Annotated in this window: 18 protein-coding genes; 6 read left to right on the top strand and 12 right to left on the bottom strand. The window is 69.5% G+C overall.

Annotated elements, in window-relative coordinates; all coding sequences use genetic code 11:
* The first annotated feature begins 206 nt into the window (after positions 1-206).
* Entirely contained in the window at positions 207-1,403 is a 1,197-nt protein-coding gene (locus ACQ754_RS09130; protein ID WP_440996707.1) for a glycine cleavage T C-terminal barrel domain-containing protein, read from the top strand.
* Between the two features lie 5 nt (positions 1,404-1,408).
* Positions 1,409-2,329 (top strand): methylenetetrahydrofolate reductase, encoded by a 921-nt coding sequence (locus tag ACQ754_RS09125; RefSeq protein WP_440996706.1) that lies wholly within the window; start codon positions 1,409-1,411, stop codon positions 2,327-2,329.
* A gap of 13 nt (positions 2,330-2,342) precedes the next feature.
* Here ACQ754_RS09125 and ACQ754_RS09120 read toward each other — a convergent pair whose 3' ends face one another.
* The 3 genes from ACQ754_RS09120 to ACQ754_RS09110 are packed head-to-tail and all read right to left on the bottom strand — an operon-like array spanning position 2,343 to position 5,423.
* Positions 2,343-2,912: a DJ-1 family glyoxalase III gene (locus ACQ754_RS09120; RefSeq protein WP_440996705.1), complete on the bottom strand. Its 570-nt coding sequence runs from the start codon at positions 2,910-2,912 to the stop codon at positions 2,343-2,345.
* Between the two features lie 25 nt (positions 2,913-2,937).
* Positions 2,938-4,245 carry a S41 family peptidase gene (locus ACQ754_RS09115; RefSeq protein WP_440996704.1) on the bottom strand — a complete coding sequence of 436 codons (1,308 nt, stop codon included), beginning with the start codon at positions 4,243-4,245 and terminating at the stop codon, positions 2,938-2,940.
* A gap of 23 nt (positions 4,246-4,268) precedes the next feature.
* Positions 4,269-5,423 (bottom strand): murein hydrolase activator EnvC family protein, encoded by a 1,155-nt coding sequence (locus ACQ754_RS09110; RefSeq protein ID WP_440996703.1) that lies wholly within the window; start codon positions 5,421-5,423, stop codon positions 4,269-4,271.
* A gap of 80 nt (positions 5,424-5,503) precedes the next feature.
* Here ACQ754_RS09110 and ACQ754_RS09105 point away from each other — a divergent pair, with 80 nt between their 5' ends.
* The 3 genes from ACQ754_RS09105 to ACQ754_RS09095 are packed head-to-tail and all read left to right on the top strand — an operon-like array spanning position 5,504 to position 7,479.
* Positions 5,504-5,929 (top strand): rhodanese-like domain-containing protein, encoded by a 426-nt coding sequence (locus tag ACQ754_RS09105; RefSeq protein WP_440996702.1) that lies wholly within the window; start codon positions 5,504-5,506, stop codon positions 5,927-5,929.
* A 37-nt stretch (positions 5,930-5,966) separates the two neighbouring features.
* A complete protein-coding gene (gene secB, locus ACQ754_RS09100; RefSeq protein WP_440996701.1) occupies positions 5,967-6,458 on the top strand; it encodes a protein-export chaperone SecB in 492 nt (163 codons plus the stop codon).
* A 13-nt stretch (positions 6,459-6,471) separates the two neighbouring features.
* Positions 6,472-7,479 (top strand): NAD(P)H-dependent glycerol-3-phosphate dehydrogenase, encoded by a 1,008-nt coding sequence (locus ACQ754_RS09095; protein WP_440996700.1) that lies wholly within the window; start codon positions 6,472-6,474, stop codon positions 7,477-7,479.
* A gap of 3 nt (positions 7,480-7,482) precedes the next feature.
* Here the strand turns inward: ACQ754_RS09095 and ACQ754_RS09090 are convergent, their stop codons facing one another.
* The 5 genes from ACQ754_RS09090 to ACQ754_RS09070 are packed head-to-tail and all read right to left on the bottom strand — an operon-like array spanning position 7,483 to position 11,497.
* Positions 7,483-8,886 carry an FAD-binding oxidoreductase gene (locus ACQ754_RS09090; protein ID WP_440996699.1) on the bottom strand — a complete coding sequence of 468 codons (1,404 nt, stop codon included), beginning with the start codon at positions 8,884-8,886 and terminating at the stop codon, positions 7,483-7,485.
* Between the two features lie 36 nt (positions 8,887-8,922).
* The gene (locus tag ACQ754_RS09085; protein ID WP_440996847.1) at positions 8,923-9,387 is read right to left on the bottom strand and encodes a tRNA (cytidine(34)-2'-O)-methyltransferase; all 465 of its coding nucleotides are present in this window, start codon (positions 9,385-9,387) and stop codon (positions 8,923-8,925) included.
* A 5-nt stretch (positions 9,388-9,392) separates the two neighbouring features.
* Positions 9,393-10,058: a hypothetical protein gene (locus ACQ754_RS09080; protein ID WP_440996698.1), complete on the bottom strand. Its 666-nt coding sequence runs from the start codon at positions 10,056-10,058 to the stop codon at positions 9,393-9,395.
* A gap of 9 nt (positions 10,059-10,067) precedes the next feature.
* Positions 10,068-10,637, bottom strand: a complete 570-nt coding sequence (locus tag ACQ754_RS09075) for an endonuclease dU (protein WP_440996697.1) — start codon at positions 10,635-10,637, stop codon at positions 10,068-10,070.
* A complete protein-coding gene (locus tag ACQ754_RS09070) occupies positions 10,634-11,497 on the bottom strand; it encodes a sulfurtransferase (protein WP_440996696.1) in 864 nt (287 codons plus the stop codon). Before ACQ754_RS09070 ends, ACQ754_RS09075 begins: the two co-directional genes overlap by 4 nt.
* Before the next feature lie 117 nt (positions 11,498-11,614).
* Here ACQ754_RS09070 and ACQ754_RS09065 point away from each other — a divergent pair, with 117 nt between their 5' ends.
* The gene (locus ACQ754_RS09065) at positions 11,615-11,911 is read left to right on the top strand and encodes a cupin domain-containing protein (RefSeq protein ID WP_440996695.1); all 297 of its coding nucleotides are present in this window, start codon (positions 11,615-11,617) and stop codon (positions 11,909-11,911) included.
* Between the two features lie 13 nt (positions 11,912-11,924).
* On the opposite strand, the gene ntrC is transcribed toward ACQ754_RS09065, so the two are convergent.
* The 4 genes from ntrC to glnA form a co-directional block, all read right to left on the bottom strand.
* The gene (ntrC, locus tag ACQ754_RS09060) at positions 11,925-13,334 is read right to left on the bottom strand and encodes a nitrogen regulation protein NR(I) (RefSeq protein ID WP_440996694.1); all 1,410 of its coding nucleotides are present in this window, start codon (positions 13,332-13,334) and stop codon (positions 11,925-11,927) included.
* Positions 13,331-14,377 carry a nitrogen regulation protein NR(II) gene (gene glnL, locus ACQ754_RS09055; RefSeq protein ID WP_440996693.1) on the bottom strand — a complete coding sequence of 349 codons (1,047 nt, stop codon included), beginning with the start codon at positions 14,375-14,377 and terminating at the stop codon, positions 13,331-13,333. The genes ntrC and glnL overlap by 4 nt, the downstream gene beginning before the upstream one ends.
* A gap of 84 nt (positions 14,378-14,461) precedes the next feature.
* Complete coding sequence (locus ACQ754_RS09050; protein ID WP_440996692.1) at positions 14,462-15,004, bottom strand: DUF4124 domain-containing protein; 543 nt, start codon at positions 15,002-15,004, stop codon at positions 14,462-14,464.
* 100 nt (positions 15,005-15,104) lie between these two features.
* Positions 15,105-16,520, bottom strand: coding sequence for a glutamate--ammonia ligase (glnA, locus tag ACQ754_RS09045; protein WP_440996691.1), 1,416 nt, complete (start codon positions 16,518-16,520; stop codon positions 15,105-15,107).
* Between the last annotated feature and the right edge of the window lie 272 nt (positions 16,521-16,792).

Genomic DNA, 16,792 nt, shown 5'->3' with positions numbered 1-16,792 from the left:
TCGTCGCGACGACAAGGGTTTGCGACATCCTTTTTGCCGTTGACGACAGCCCCGCCGGCGATGGCGCGGATACCAAAGACCGAGTCGCAGGCGGTGCCATGATCGGGCCGCGCCAGCGCTAGCTTGCCTCCCAAGGACGGCCACCCGGTGTCGGTCCGAGACGCACAGAGCAAGCTGTCGGAATTCGGAAATCAGGAGGAGCAACCATGTCCCAGGTCATCGAGAGCGTCGAGCATACCCAAGCGGCACCGGAGATCCTGCTCTACCCGCGGGTGCGGAAATCGCCGTTCTTCTACGCCTCCCGCCGCCACGGGGTGCGCAAGTACAGCGTCTACAACCATCACTACCACCCGCGGGTCTACACCGACCCGGTGGACGAATACTGGGCCCTCGTGGAGGGGGTGACCCTCTGGGACGTGGGCGTGGAGCGCCAGATCGAGATCGCCGGCCCGGATGCCTTCGAGTTCACCCAGATGCTGGTGCCCCGGGACATGCGCAAGTGCAAGGTCGGCCAGTGCAAGTACGTCTTCGTCACCGCCCCGGACGGCGGCATCATCAATGACCCGGTGCTGCTGCGCATCGAGGAGAACCGCTTCTGGCTGTCGCTCGCCGACAGCGATGTGCTGCTGTGGTGCCAGGGGCTCGCCCATAACTCCGGCATGGACGTGACCATCCAGGAGGTGGACGTGGCCCCCGTGCAGGTCCAGGGGCCCCGGGCCAAACAGGTGATGGTGGATCTCTTCGGCGAGCGGGTGCTGGAGATCCCCTACTACTACCTCATGGAGGCGGAGATCGACGGCATGTCCGTGGTCATCTCGCGGACCGGCTACTCCGGCGAGATCGGCTACGAGATCTATCTGCGCGACGCCACCGCCAACGGCGAGCGGCTCTGGCAGCGGGTCTTCGAGGCCGGCCGGCCCCACGGCATGCAGGTAATCGGGCCGTGCCACATCCGCCGCATCGAGGGGGCCATCCTCGCCTTCGGCTGCGACATCTGGTACGACACGAATCCCTTCGAGGTGGGCATGGGCTACGACTGGATGGTCGACCTGCGCGGCGATGACGACTTCATCGGCCGTGCCGCCCTGGAGCGGATCAAGGCCGAGGGGGTGAGCCGCAAGCTCGTCGGCGTGGAGATCGACGGGCCGAATATCGGCTACTTCACCGATGGCTCCATGATCGACGTCTTCCCGGTCTACGACAGCGATGGCGAGCGCATCGGCAAGGTCACCTCCGCCACCCACTCGCCACGCCAGGACCGCAATATCGGCTACGCCATGGTGCCGGCGGCCTACAGCGAGCTGGGTACGCAGTTGCGGATCGAGGCGAATACCGGCGTGCAGGATGCGGTGGTGGTGCCGAAGCCATTCCACGACCCGCGCAAGGAGACCCCCAAGGGGTGAGTGCCATGAGCGAAGCGCTGCAAGCAGCGCCGGAGGCCGGGGCCTGCGCGGCCCTGGCCGCCCCGCGCTACGAACTGCTACCGATCAAGGGCATGCGCGAGGCCGCCCGGGGGCTGCCGCCGGGGGCGACGGTGACGGTGACCTGCTCGCCGAAACACGGCATCGAGCGGACCCTGGAGGCGGCGGAGTACCTGGTGCTGGCGGGATTCCGGGCGGTGCCCCATATCGCCGCCCGGCTGATCCCGGACCATGGCCACCTCCGGGAGCTGGCGGAACGCATGGTCGCCGCGGGCATCGACGACTGCTTCGTGGTCGGCGGCGACGCCGACGTCCCCGCTGGCGCCTTCCCCGGCGGCGTGGAGCTCCTGGAGGCCCTGGCCGGCCTGCCCACACGACCGGCACGACTGGGCGTGCCCGCCTATCCCGAAGGCCACCACCGCATGGACGAGGCCACGCTGCAGCGGGCGCTGGAGGCCAAGGCGGAGCTCGCCGACTACGCGGTGACCCAGATGTGCTTCGACGCCGCTACCGTGCTGGAGTGGCTGGAAGGGCAACGCCGGCGGGGGATGGATCTGCCGGTCTACGCCGGGGTACCGGGGGTGATGGAACGCCGCCGGCTGATGTCGGTGGCGGTGCGGATCGGGCTCGGGGCCTCCACCCGTGCCCTAGGGCGGCAGAAGGGACTGGTGGGCCGGCTGCTACAGCCGAGCGTCTACCGCGCCGACGACCTGATCTGGGGGCTGACGCCGGCCCTGGAGCAGCCGGAGACAGGCGTTGCCGGCCTGCACGTGTATACCTTCAACGAGGTCACCGGCACCCGGGACTGGCTCGACGAGCTACACGGCGGCTACTGCCGCTGGCATGGCCTCGACCCGCAGACGGGGCGGGCTGTGCCGTCCGCGGCCCAGGTGGAGCAGCCGGGCTGAGGCGCAGCCCGGCTCAGCCGGTGTAGCGGCACTGATTCCCCGGGCGCTGGAGCCGCTCCTCCACCGCGGCCGCGGCCTCGCGGCCTTCCAGCAGCTCCACCAGGGTCAAGGCGAAATCCATGGCCGTGCCCGGGCCCTGGGAGGTAGCGACCCGGCCGTCCACCACCACCGGCTCGTCGGCGCGCTGGACTCCCCCGGCATCATCCAGCCAGCCCGGGAAGCTGGTGGCCCGGCGACCCGCCAGCAACCCGGCCTCCGCGAGGACCCGGGGCGCCGCGCAGATGGCCACGGTCCAGCGCCCGCTTTCGGCGTGGCGGGCCAGTAGGTCCCGCAGCCCATCATCCGCCATGAGCCGGCGGGCGCCATCGGCGCCGCCGGGGAGGGCGATCATATCGAAGTCCTCGGCGAGTAACTCGGCCAGGGGCCGATCGGGCTGCAGCACCACCCCTCGGCTCGCGGTGACCGAGCCGTCGCCGAGCCCGGCCACGGTGACCTCGATCCCCGCCCGCCGGAGCAGGTCAATGATCGTCACCGCCTCCAACTCCTCGCAGCCGTCGGCGAGCGGTACCAGCACGCGTGACATACACCACCTCCCATGCCGGCGCGGCTCATCGCGCCATGCGCTCACCGAGTATGTCCAGGCCCCGCAACAGGTTCAGGGCCTGGGCCAGCACATAGTCCTCCCGGGCCAGGCGGTCCGCGACACCGGCGTCCCCCGATTCGCCGTTGTCCTCGCCGTCACCGCGCAGGTGGCGGGAGAGATCCGCCTCCGAGAGCGGACGTGGCCCATTGCGCTCGGCCTCGGCCACCTGCACCGGGCGCACAACGACGTCCGGGGCGATCCCCTCGGCCTGGATGGAGCGACCGTCGGGGGTGTAGTAGCGGGCCGTGGTCAGCTTGATGGCGGAACCATCCTGAAGCGGCACGATGGTCTGCACCGAACCCTTGCCGAAGCTCTTCTCGCCCATCACCACGGCGCGGCCGTGATCCTGCAGCGCACCGGCCACGATCTCCGAGGCGGAGGCGGAGCCGGCATTGATCAGCACCACCATGGGCGCGCCGCCGAGGAGATCATTGGGTGTGGCGGTGAAGCGCATCTCCGAGTCGTCCAGGCGCCCCCGGGTGGAGACGACTTCCCCCTCGGTGAGGAACAGGTCGGAGACGTCCACCGCCGCATTGAGCACCCCCCCGGGGTTGTTGCGCAGATCGAGCACCAGCCCGCGCAGACCGTCGTCGGCCTCCCCGCGCAATTGCTCCACCGCGGCGATCACGTCATCGCTGGTGGCGTTCTGGAACTGGCTGATGCGCAGGTAGCCGAACCGACGGTCGAGCATCCGGGACTTCACGCTCTCCACCTGGATGACCGCCCGGGTGATGGTCACCTCCAGCGGTTGGTCCCGGTCCTCGCGCATGATCGACAGCGTGATGTCGGTACCCGGCTCGCCGCGCATCAGATGCACGGCCTCGTCGAGGCTGAGGTCCTTGGCCGGTTGGCCGTCGATGCGGATGATGAGGTCCCCTGCCTGGATACCGGCCTCGTCGGCAGGGGTGCCGTCGATGGGGGCGATCACCTTGACGAAGCCGTTCTCCGAGCCGACCTCGATGCCGAGGCCACCGAACTCCCCGCTGGTCCCCGCCTGCAGGTCCTCATAGGCCTCGGGGTCGAGATAGGCGGAGTGGGGATCGAGCCCGGAAAGCATGCCACGGATGGCGTTGTCGATGAGCTCCCGGTCGGAGATGGACTCCACGTAGCCCCGCTGGATGCGCCCGAACACCTCCGTGAACGCCCGCAGCTCCTCTACGGGGACCTTCGCCTGCGCCTCATCGCGCTCGGCCCAGACCTGCTGGCCGGTGGCGAGGATGAAGCCGAACAACGCCCCCGCGAAGAGGGTGTAAAGCGTCTTTGAAAATCGCATGTCGTTTCCCTTCTCGCCCCGTTTCACCCCTGGCCGCCGCGGCGCTCGAGCCACGCCAGCGGGTCCACCGGGTCGCCGTCAACCCGGACCTCGAAATACAGGCCCTCGCGGCGCTGTCCGCCGCTACTGCCCACCGTGGCGATAACCTCGCCGGCGCCGACGCGGTCACCGGCATCGCGATACAGCGCCTGGTTGTGACCATAGAGGCTGAGCTGCCCGCCGCCATGATCAATGATGAGGAGCAACCCGACACCACGCAACCAATCCGCGAACACCACGCGACCGCCCGCCGCGGCACGTACCGGCGTGCCCGCCTCGGCACCGATAAGCACCCCGGACCAGCGCAGATCCCCGGAGCGGTTGCTCCCGTAGGAGGCCAGCAACTCCCCGGCCACCGGCCAGCCGTCGCCACCGGCACCGCCCCCGGGTGCCTCGGCCTCACTGCGACGGCGCCGTTCGAGACGCTCGCGGAGGTCGCTGACCAGCTCGCCGAGGCGCTCCTCATCCGAGCGGAGCCGGGCCAGACGACGGTCGTCGTCGTCGAGGCGCTCACGCAGGCGCTCGAGCAGCGAGCGACGCTCGGCCAGCCGCTGCTCCAACTCCGCGTGACGCCGCTGCCGCTCCGCGCGCAGGGACTCCAGGCGCTCGAGCTCAGCGTCGATCTCCCGCTGCAGGGAATCCAGTCGCTCCAAGGCGGCAATGGCCTCCTCGATGCGCGCCGCCCGCGCTCGGGCGAAGTGCTGGTAATAGACGCTCAACCGCTGCAGCCGGTCCGGCTGCTCCTGGCTGAGCAGCAGGCGCAGGAAGGGGCTCTCCCCCGCCTGCCAGAGCGCGCGCAGCTGACCGGCGAGGCGCTCGCGCTGGCCGGCGAGGCGCTCGCGCTCGACGGCGCGTTCGGCGCGCAAGCTGGCAAGGCGCGCGTGGGCCGCCTCGACGGCCTGTTCGGTGTCATGCAGGGCCCGGTCCGCCTCGGAGACCGAGGCCTCGAGCTCGGCAAGCTCCGCCTCCAGACCCTCGACGCGGCCGTGGCGTTCCACCAGTGCCTGCTCCAGGGACTCGATCTCCGCGCGCACCGCCTCGAGGCGCTCGCGTTCGGCGGCCAATCGATCCCCCTGGGCGGCGACAGTACCGGCCACAAGCAGCAGGGCGAGGAACAGCCGGGATGCGAGCGCGGTCATGGCTGGGGTGGCGTTCCATCATGAGGGGTGGTGCGTATAATGCGCAGTCTATCAAGCCTCGGGACGGTTACGGATCCGTAATGGAAAGACTTGTCGAGTTCGCCACCAACCACCCGCTGCTGGTGCTCGGTACCGTGGCGGTGATCGCCGCGATCATCGCCAACGAGATCTATCTGCGCATCCAAGCACGGGATGCCGTAGACCCGGACACGGCGACCCGCCTGTACAACCGGGAGGACGCGGTGTTCGTGGACGTGCGCGACGAGAACGCCTTCGTCAGCGCCCACCTCCCCGGGGCCATCAACGCCCCGGGCACGCATCTCGAGCAGCACCGTGACCGTCTCGAGCGCGCCCGCGGCCGCCCGGTCATCGTCTATGGCAACGGCGGCGGATTGGCGTCGACAGTGCAGACGATCCGCGGCATGGGCCACGAGCCCGTCTACCAGCTCCAGGGCGGCTTCCCCGCGTGGGCGGAGAAGGGCCTGCCCACCGAGGGCCGCGGCTGAGTCGGGCGAATTCGACAATCCCATCCCAGGAGGCATCATGGCGGAGAATCAGGAAGGCGCGGCCGGCAACCAGCAGGCACAGGAACAGCAGTTCGCCATCCAGAAGGTCTACCTCAAGGACTGCTCGGTGGAGGCGCCCAACTCCCCGGAGGTGTTCCGCTCCGAGTGGCGGCCGGAGGCCAACGTGGAGCTCGACACCCGGCACCGGGAGATCGATTCCGGCAGCTACGAGGTCGCCATCCGCATCACCGTGACCGCCAAGCTCGGCGACAAGACCGCCTACCTCTGCGAGGTGGAGCAGGCCGGGGTGTTCGCGCTCTCGGGCTTTGACCAGCAGACCCTGGAGGGGCTGCTCGGCAGCTTCTGCCCGAGCATCCTATTCCCTTATGCCCGCGAGGCGGTCTCCGATCTCTCCGGCAAGGCGGGCTTCCCGCCCATGGTGCTCGCCCCCGTGAACTTCGATGCCCTCTACGCCCAACAGCGCCGGCGCCAACAACAGGCCGGCGAAGAGGGCGGGGGCGAGCAGTAGCGGGCCACCGACGATGGCAGGGTCAGCGGGCCATATGGCCGTCCTCGGCGCCGGGTCCTGGGGGACGGCACTGGCACTGGTTCTGGCGCGGAACCACCATCGGGTAACCCTCTGGGGCCACGATGCGGACCATCTCGCCCGGCTCGCGGCGGAGCGCCGCAACCGCCGTCACCTGCCGGACGCCGCCTTCCCGGACAACCTGGCGGTGCAGTCCGACCTCGCCCGGGCGGTAGCCGGCGTGGACTGGGTGCTGGTGGCGGTGCCGAGCCACGCCTTCGCCGCCGTGATCGCCGAGCTGGCACCCCGGCTCGAACCCCACACCCCCGTGGTCTGGGCCACCAAGGGGCTGGATGCCGGCTCCGGCGGGCTCCTCCACCACATCGCCGACCGCACGCTGGGTGGTAACCCCTGCGCGGTGCTCTCCGGGCCCAGCTTCGCCCGGGAGGTGGCCGCCGGGCTGCCCACGGCGGTCACCGTCGCGGCCCGGGACGAGGCCGTGGCCGAGCGCATCGGCGCCGCCTTCCACGACGAGCGCTTCCGCGTCTACACCAGCAGCGACCTCGTCGGCGTCGAGCTCGGGGGCGCGGTGAAGAACGTGCTGGCCATCGCCACCGGCGTCGCCGACGGCATCGGCTTCGGTGCCAATGCCCGGGCGGGGCTCATCACCCGGGGCCTCGCGGAGGTGCGGCGCCTCGGCCGCGCCCTCGGCGCCGACGACCGCACCTTCATGGGGCTCGCCGGGATGGGCGATCTCATCCTCACCTGCACCGACGACCAGTCCCGCAACCGCCGCATGGGGCTGGCCCTCGGCCGGGGCGAGGGGGTCGCCGAGGCGGAGCAGGGCATCGGCCAGACCGTGGAAGGGGTGCGCACCGCCGGCGAGGTCCACGCCCTGGCCACCGAGCAAGGCGTCGAGCTGCCCATCTGCGAGCAGGTCCACGCCCTGCTCGCCGGCGAGGTTACCCCCGCGGAGGCGACCCGCAACCTCATGGAGCGGGCCCGCAAGTCCGAGTTCGACTGAGCGTCACGGCCGGGGCGGCAGGACCTTGCCCGGGTTCATCAGTCCCAGCGGGTCCAGGGCCTCCTTGATCGTGCGCATTACGTCCACGCCGGCACCGTGCTCGCGGTAGAGGTAGTCGATCTTGCCCTGGCCGATGCCGTGCTCGCCGGTGCAGGTCCCCTCCATCTCCAGGGCCCGGAGCACGATCGCCTCGTTGACCTGCTTGGCCATGGCCAGCTCCTCGGCGCTGTCCGGGTCGCAGAGGATGAGCACGTGGAAGTTGCCGTCGCCCACGTGGCCCAGAATGGTGGTAGGCATGGGCAGGGACTTGAGGTCCTCGCGGGTGGCGCGGATGCACTCGGCGAGCCGGGAGATGGGTACGCAGACATCCGTGGTGAACGGGCGGCAGCCCGGGCGCAGCTGTATCGCCGCCGGATAGGCGTCGTGACGGGCCTGCCACAGCCGTGAGCGCTCCTCCTCGTAGGTCGCCCAGGTGAAATCGCCGCCGCCGTTGTCCGCGGCCAGGGCCTGGACCAGCTCGGCCTGCTCCCGGACCCCCGCCTCGCTACCGTGGAACTCCAGGAACAGGTGCGGGGCCTCCGGGTAGTCCATCCGGCTGTAGGCGTTGATGGCACGCATCTGCAGGGCATCGAGGAGCTCCATGCGCGCCACCTGGACGCCGGACTGGATGGTCTCGATCACCGTGCGCACGGCGGCATCCTCGTCGGGGAAACGGCACACCGCCGCCGAAGTGGCCTCGGGCAGGCCGTGCAGGCGCAGGGTAATCTCGGTGATAAAGCCCAGGGTCCCCTCGGAGCCGGTGAACAGGTGGGTGAGGTCATAGCCCGCAGAGGTCTTGCGCGCCCGGCCGCCGGTGCGGATGACCCGGCCGTCGGCGAGCACCACCGTCAGCGAGAGCACGTTCTCGGCCATGGTGCCGTAGCGCACCGCATTGGTGCCCGAGGCACGGGTGGAGATCATTCCGCCGATGGAGGCGTCGGCGCCGGGGTCGACGGGGAAGAACAGCCCTGTGTCCCGGAGCTCGGCGTTGAGCTGCTTGCGGGTGACGCCGGCCTCGACGGTGCAATCCATGTCGTCGGTGGACACCCGGAGGATCCGCCCCATGCCGGTGAGATCCACGGCGATGCCGCCGTGCAGGGCCTGAACGTGGCCCTCCACCGCGGTGCCGGTGCCGAAGGGGATCATGGGCACCCGATGCTCGTGGCAGATCCGCGCCACGGCGGCTACCTCGTCGGTGCTCTCCGGGAAGGCCACCGCATCCGGGGGCATCACCGGCCACCCGGACTCATCGTGGCCGTGGTGCTCGCGCACCGAGGTGGCGGTGGACAGCCGCTCGCCGAGGATCTCGGCGAGTGCCTCGATGGCGGGGCCGGCAGGGCCGAAGCCCAGGGGTTCGACGGCGCTCATGATTGCCTCCTGACGATTCCGTTGAGCCGGATTGGCCTACGACCCGCCAGCATAGCCCAGCTGGCGCCAGACCTCGAAGACCGTTACCGCCACCGCATTGGAGAGGTTGAGGCTGCGGTTGCCCGGCACCATGGGCACCCGCAGGACCCGCGCCGTCGGCAATTCCGCCAACACGGCATCGGGGAGGCCACGGGTCTCGGGGCCGAAGAGCAGGGCGTCGCCGGTGGCATAGGCCGGGATGTCGAAGCGCGTCCGCCCGCGGGCGGAGAGGGCGAACAGGCGGGGATGCCCGAGGCTGGCCAGGCAATGCACCAGATCGGCATGCACGACCAGCGAGGTGCGCTCATGGTAGTCAAGACCGGCGCGGCGCAGCCGCGCGTCGTCCAGCTCGAAGCCCAGGGGCTCCACCAGATGGAGGCGGGCCCCGGTGTTGGCGCACAGTCGGATGACGTTGCCGGTATTCGGCGGGATCTCCGGCTGGTAGAGGATGACGTCGATCACCGCGATCAGCGGAAGCGCCGGGAGAAGATCAGGCGTACCCCCCGCCACGGTCCCGTGACGGCCTCCACAGCGACGGCCCCGCCGGCACCGGTGCCGAGGCCGACCCGGGCGTAGATCCCGACATCATCGTCGGTCTCAAAACCCTGGGTGTCCAGGCCGTCGACCCGGCGTTCGCCGTCGGTGTACTGGTAGAGCGCGCCGCCCGCCAGGGAGAGGTCCTCCACTGACAGCCGCAGGCCACCGCGGGCGCTGCCGACGTGGCGCTCCAGGGTGATGTCGCCGTCACGCCCGTCCCCGGAGGCACGGTGGTACTGCCAGCCCATCGCCGCCTCGACGGCCAGCTCCGGGTTCAACGGCCATACGCCTTCGAGGGCGAGGCCGCCGAAGCCACCGGTCAGGTCCTCGCCCTCGGTGGCGGGATCACCATCCTGGCTGACCCAGCTGGCACCCAGGGTCAGGGTACCGTCGAGGTGGGGGGTCAAGGGCTCGCGAAAGCTCGCCGAGACCCGGGTCTCCCGGGTGTCGATGCGGCGACCATCGTCATAGCGGAGATCCGACTGCTCGCGGGCGACATCCATGGCGAAGGTAAGGTCCTGGGCCGGGGCGGGACCGGGATGGGCCACCGCGAGGGCGAGGGCGGCAGGCATCAGGTGCCGCGGGCGTATGGGCATCGTTGCCTCCTAGACACGGGCCCGGGACTCCCCGGAGACCACGCCGCCGGCGATCAGGTGAGCGGCGCGCAGCGGCTCCGGGATCCGGGAATAACGCTGATGGGAGGATATCAGCCCCGAGAGCACCCGTGGATCCTCGAGCCCCGCCGCCTGGACCCATACGCCGGCCACCGCTTGCATGGGCCCGGCGGCACGCAGCCGTTGCCATTTGCCGGCGCCGCCGGGGACCCGGCGGTGGAGGGCACGGGCGATGGCGAGATAGCGCGGACGGCGGCGGGCAACGGCAATCACCGCCTTCCCGGTGGCAGCGGCGAGGGCCGGGAGATCGATCACGTTGAAACCGCCCACGGCGATGCCCTGGAGGAAGATCACCCGGAGGCCGGTGGCGTGACGGCTGGCATTGACGCACTGGGCGATGGCGGCGGTGGCGTCGTCGCCGTCCGGTTGCGCGCAGGTGCTGATCACCCCGTCGAGGCGGGCCCCCGCGTACACGGCGCCCACCAAGAGCACGGGTGTATCCCTGTCACGCTCGAAGGGCGCGTCATCGAAGCCGACGGCATGCCGCCAGGGGTCGGTCACCCCTCGGCGGCCCGGCTCTCATCCCCCACGGCCACGGGCCGGGTGGGATCGCGGATCCATTCCGACCAGGAGCCGGGATTGAGGGCGGCCGGACCGAGCCCGGCATGGGTCAGGGCGAGCACGTGATGGCACGCGCTCACCCCGGAACCGCAAATGGCCACCACCGGCCGCCCGCGGGCGTTCTCGAGGATCGGCGCCCAGTGGGCACGGAGCTCTTCGACCGGGAGGAAACGCCCGTCCTCGTCCAGGTTCGCGTTGAAGGGCCGGGACAGGGCACCGGGGACATGGCCAGCCACTGGATCGATGGGCTCCTCTTCCCCGCGGTAGCGCTCGGCGCTGCGCGCATCCACCACGCAGAAACCCTCCAGCCCGTCGGCCAGGGTATCGGTCTCCACCACGGGCATGGAGCCCGGACGCGGCCGGAACCGGCGCGGCGCCGGTTCGGGGGCCTCGTCGGTGACGCCCCCACCAGCGGCCCGCCAGGCCGCGATGCCGCCGTCGAGCACCGCCACCGGCTCGTGGCCGAGCCAGCGCAGCAGCCACCAAAATCGCGCCGCCATGGCACCCGGGCCGTCGTCGTAGGCCACCACCTGAGTGTCGTCGCCGATACCGTGGCGCTCCAGCCATGCGCCCAGGGCGTCGGTATCCGGCAGGGGATGGCGGCCGGTGCGCTCGTTCACCGGGCCCGAGAGGTCGCGGTCGAGATCGGCGAACACCGCGCCGGGGATATGCCCCCGCTGCCAGGCCCGCCGACCGGCCTCGGGGTCGGAAAGATCGAAGCGGCAGTCCACCACCACCCAGTCACCGGCGCCCGGCGCCGAGCGCAGCTCTTCCACGTCGATCAGTGTCGTCCAGCGCATTCCGGTATCCCTCGCCGCTGTGGGTCCTGCGCTCAGGATATCCCTGCAGGCAGGCAGCGCAAGGGAGCCCTCGCCGCGATAGACTGGGAACGACACCGAGCAGCAGGGAACCGCGTCATGCCCGAAAACCGCCCCCAGGCCCACGCCGACCTACAGTGCGATGACGACCGCGTCCGTATCACCCGCTGGACGTTCCCGCCGGGCGGTGAGACCGGATGGCATCGCCACGAATATGACTACATCGTGGTCCCCGGGACCGACGGCTTGCTGCAGATCGTGGATGCCTCCGGCGAGAACCGGGCGACCCTGTCCGCCGGTGTCTCCTACCAGCGCCGCGCCGGCACCGAGCACAACGTGATCAACGCCGGCGACCGCGAGTTGTGGTTCGTGGAGGTCGAGTTGAAGGACAACTGAGCGGATACCACGGCTATAACTCCAGGCCGTGCTCCTTGATCTTGCGGGTCAGGGTATTACGGCCCCAGCCCAGGAGCCGGGCCGCCTCCTGGCGATGTCCGGCGGTCCGTTCCAGTGCCACGCGGATCATCACCTGTTCGAAACGGTCATGGGCACCGGCCAGTGCCGCGGGTTCGCCCCCTTGCCCGGCGCGCCGGGCCCAGTCGGCCAGGGCCTGCTCCCAGCCGCCGACGCCTGCGGGTGGCGTTTCCGCCTCGGCGCCACCACCCTCCAGGTCCCGCGGCAGGTCCTCCTCCCGGATCTCCCGGCCACTGGCCATGACCGTCAGCCAACGGCAGGTGTTCTCCAGCTGGCGGACGTTGCCGGGCCAGGGGAGCGCCGCCAGGCGCCGTTCCACGGCCTCGGTGAGCACCTTGGGCTCGACGTTGAGCTCCCGGGCGCTGGTGGCGAGGAAGTGGCGGGCTAGCACCGCGATATCCTCGGCGCGCTCCCGCAGGGCCGGCACGTGGATGCGGATGACGTTGAGCCGGTGGAAGAGGTCCTCGCGGAAGCGCCCCTGCTCAACCAACCGTTCCAGGTCTTGGTGCGTGGCGGCGATGATGCGGACATCGGCATGCATGGGGGTATGGGCACCCACCCGGTAGAACTCACCATCGGCGAGCACCCGCAGCAATCGGGTCTGCAGCTCCGCCGGCATGTCGCCGATCTCGTCGAGGAACAGGGTCCCGCCGTTGGCCTGCTCGAAGCGCCCGCGGCGCTGCTGGTGGGCGCCGGTGAAGGCGCCGCGCTCGTGGCCGAAGAGCTCGGACTCCATGAGGTCGCGGGGGATGGCGGCCATGTTGAGCGCCACGAAGGGCCGATCCGCCCGCGGGCTGTGGCGATGCAGGGCACGGGCCACCAATTCCTTGCCGGTACCGGACTCGCCGTTGATGAGCACGGTGATATGTGAGCGCGACAACCGGCCGATGGCCCGAAAGACCTCCTGCATCGCCGGGGCCTCGCCGATGATCTCCGGCACCGGACCGGCGTCCGCCGCCTTCGGGGCCCGCTCCCGGGCGGCCTGCAGGGCCCGGCGCACCAGCTCTACCGCCTCCTCCATGTCGAAGGGCTTGGGCAGGTATTCGAAGGCGCCGCCCTCATACGACGATACCGCCGCGTCCAGGTCGCTGTGGGCGGTGATCACGATCACCGGAACCTCGGGGGCCTGCTCGCGCAGGCGCTCCAGCAAGGCCAGCCCGTCCATCCCCGGCATGCGGATGTCGGTAACGAGGACGTCCGGCCGGCGGTGATCCAGCGCCGCCAGCACCTCCTCAGCGCTGGCGTACCCCTCCGCGGCCAGCCCCTCGGCCTCGAGCGCCCGCGCCAGTACCCAGCGTATGGAGCGGTCGTCGTCGGCGATCCAGATGCGTTCGGTAGGGCTCATTCGCCGTCCTCCAGGGGGAGCCATACGGTGAACTGGGTGTTCCCCGGCTCGCTCTCGCACTCGATGAGCCCACCGTGCTGGGCCACCAGGTTCTGGGCGATGGGGAGGCCGATGCCGCTGCCTTCGGGACGCGAGGTGATCATCGGATAGAAGATCCGCTCGATGAGCTCCGGCGGGATCCCGGGACCGTCATCGATGACATCGATCCGCGCGACCAGCCGGTGGGGCACATCGCCGATGGTGAAACGCCGCTGGGTCCGGGTACGCAGGGTAATGGTGCCGTGACCGTCGACGGCCTGCAGGGCGTTGCGGACCAGGTTGAGCAGGGCCTGCAGGAGCTGGTCGCGAACACCCTGAAGCGGCGGAATGGAGGGATCGTAGTCCCGCCGAAATCTTACCGCGGCGGGGGCCTCCGCGCTCGCCAGGTGGCGGACGCGCTCCAGGACCTCGTGGAGGTTCACCGTCTCGCGACGCGCCCGGGTGCTGGGGCCGAGCAACCCGTCGACAAGGCCTCGTAGCCGGTCCGCCTCGCCGATGATCACCGCCGTATACTCGCGCAGGCGCTGATCCTCGAGCTCGCGCTCGAGCAGCTGCGCCGCCCCGCGCAGCCCGCCCAGGGGGTTCTTGATCTCGTGGGCCAGGCCGCGAATCAGCTCGCGGATGGCCTGGTTCTGCGCGATGAGCTGATGCTCCCGGCTGATACGCAGATGCCGGTCCAGCTGGGCGAGCTCCAGGACGAGCCCACCATCGGGCAGAGGGGTGACCGAGCAGTCCAGGGTCACCCACTCGCCGCCGAGGGCAAGGCGGTGCTCCCGGTCGGTGAAGCTGCTGCCCTGGCTGCGGGCCCGGGAGAGGGCCCCGGCAAGCCCATCCAGCCCCGGTAGCGCTTCCCCGATGGCCACCCCGGTCACCTGTCGGGCGCTGATGCGCAGCAGGCTCTCGGCCGCCGGGTTCAGCTCGGTGATCCGGTCACGGGCATCCACGACGATCACCGCCGTGGCGAGATGCTCGAGGATGGGATTGTCACCGACCGGGGTGCTCATCGGGCCTCTCCCACAGACGCGACCGGGGTCTCCGTTTGCACCATTATGGTGCAATTCGGCTGCCGCGAACATACCGCGGCCGGTTCAGCGATTGGGGAAGAGCGCGGAGGCCTGATGGAGGTAAATGGTGACGGTCCCGCTGCGGGCGAGGGTACGGCCCTCGGCGTCGCGGAGCAGCGCCTGGAGCTCGTGGGTGCCGCGGTGCAGGCCCTGCACCTCGATGTCGGCCTCCTCGAAGGGTCCGCCCTCCACGGGGCTGCCGTTGACCAGGACCACGATACGATGCTCGGAACCGAGCTCCGGACGCACATCCAGGCTCATACGCACGCGGCCCACGTTGTCCCGCACCGTGGTCTCGTCGGCCGGCGCATCGATGCGGACACTGTAGTCCACCGCCTCCTCGCCCGCCGGTTGTTCCTCGCCAGCCGGCGGTGAGCGCTCGGGTACGGCCACAGGGTCCGCCACGGAGGGGGAGCCGATGTCCAGGCGTTCCGCCTCCTCCGGCGGACGGTCGCCGAAATGGACCTTGCCGTCCTCGTCCACCCAACGGTAGACCTCCGCGCCAATGGCCGCACCGGTAGCGAGGAGGAGAAGCAGCAGGAAGGGGATCGATATCCATCGGTACATACCCGCAATCTAAAGCGCCCGCGGCGCTTCGTCCAGCCACGGCGGATGCCCTACCACTACCGGTGCCCGGATGCCGGCCCGGCATCCGGGCACGGAGGACCTACACGCTGTAGTAGAGGTCGAACTCCATCGGGTGGGTGGTCATACGCAGCTGCTGGACCTCTTCCCCCTTGAGCTCGATGTAGGCGTCGATGACGTCGTCAGTGAACACACCGCCGGCGGTGAGGAAGGCGCGGTCGGTATCCAAGGCCGCCAGCGCCTCCTCGAAGGAGAACGCCACCTTGGGGATCTCGGCCTCCTCCTCGGCGGGGAGGTCGTAGAGGTCCTTATCCATGGCGTCGCCGGGATGGATCTTGTTCTGGATGCCATCGAGGCCCGCCATCAGCATCGCCGCAAAGGCCAGATAGGGGTTGGCGGTGCTATCGGGGAAGCGGATCTCGATCCGCCGCGCCTTGGGGCTCGATACCCAGGGGATGCGCACCGAGGCGGAGCGGTTGCGCGCGGAGTAGGCCAGCAGCACCGGGGCCTCAAAGCCGGGCACCAGGCGCTTGTAACTGTTGGTGGAGGCGTTGGCGAAGGCGTTGATGGCCTTGGCGTGCTTGATGACGCCACCGATGTAGTACAGCGCTGTCTCCGAGAGCCCACCGTACTGGTCACCGGCGAACAGGGCCTCGCCGGTCTTCCCAATGGACTGATGCACATGCATACCGCTGCCGTTGTCCCCCACGAGGGGCTTGGGCATGAAGGTGGCGGTCTTGCCGAAGGCATGGGCGACGTTATGGACCACGTACTTCAGGGTCTGGACCTCGTCCGCCTTCTTCACGAGGGTGTTGAACCGCGTGCCGATCTCGCACTGGCCGGCGGTAGCGACCTCATGGTGGTGGACCTCCACCGCCTGGCCCATTTCCTCCAGGGCCAGACACATGGCCGCACGCATGTCGTGGAGGCTGTCCACCGGCGGGACCGGGAAGTAGCCGCCCTTTACTCCCGGCCGATGGCCCATGTTGCCGTCGGTATAGACCCGCTCGGAGTTCCACTCCGCCTCCTGGGAGTCGATCTTATAGAAGCTACCGCTCATGCTCGCGCCCCAGCGGACGTCGTCGAACACGAAGAACTCGGGCTCCGGGCCGAATAGGGCCATATCGCCAACCCCGGTGGACTGCAGATAGGCCTCGGCGCGACGCGCGATGGAGCGGGGATCACGCTCATAGCCCTGCATGGTGCCGGGCTCGATGATGTCGCAGACCAAGTTGACCGTGGGTTCCTCGTAGAAGGGGTCGATGACCGCGGTCTCCGGGTCGGGCATCATGATCATGTCCGACTCGTTGATGCCCTTCCAGCCGGAGATGGAGGAGCCGTCGAACATCTTGCCCGACTCGAAGGTTTCCTCGTCCAGGGTCGACGCCGGGACGGTGACATGTTGTTGCTTGCCCTTGGTATCGGTAAAGCGGAAGTCCACAAACTTGATTTCGTTCTCTTCGATGAGCTTGAGGACATCCTCGGCGGTGCGGGACATGGGCTACCTCCGGATTGGTGGTTCGAAAACGGTTCACGGACCAGGAATACATATTCCGTGCCAGATTAAAAATAAACCGGAAAATCAATATAATATAAAAGTACCACCCAGGTATGCCCCGCGGCGGGACCCCAAACAGGGGCAGCGCGATTCAATGTGGTGCAATCCTGGGCACCAGTTGCACTAGTATAGTGCAAACGGGCCCTACGCTGCCCTGTCCCGGCGATCGTTCCCCACGGTATACTCTGCGATTTTCTCCCCCGGTCCGAGCC

It is taken from the genome of Arhodomonas sp. SL1, from assembly GCF_052060015.1.
Classification (GTDB): Bacteria; Pseudomonadota; Gammaproteobacteria; order Nitrococcales; family Nitrococcaceae; genus Arhodomonas.
The sequence above is the reverse complement of the archived record's forward strand: the minus strand, read 5'-3'. Positions and strand labels throughout refer to the sequence as shown.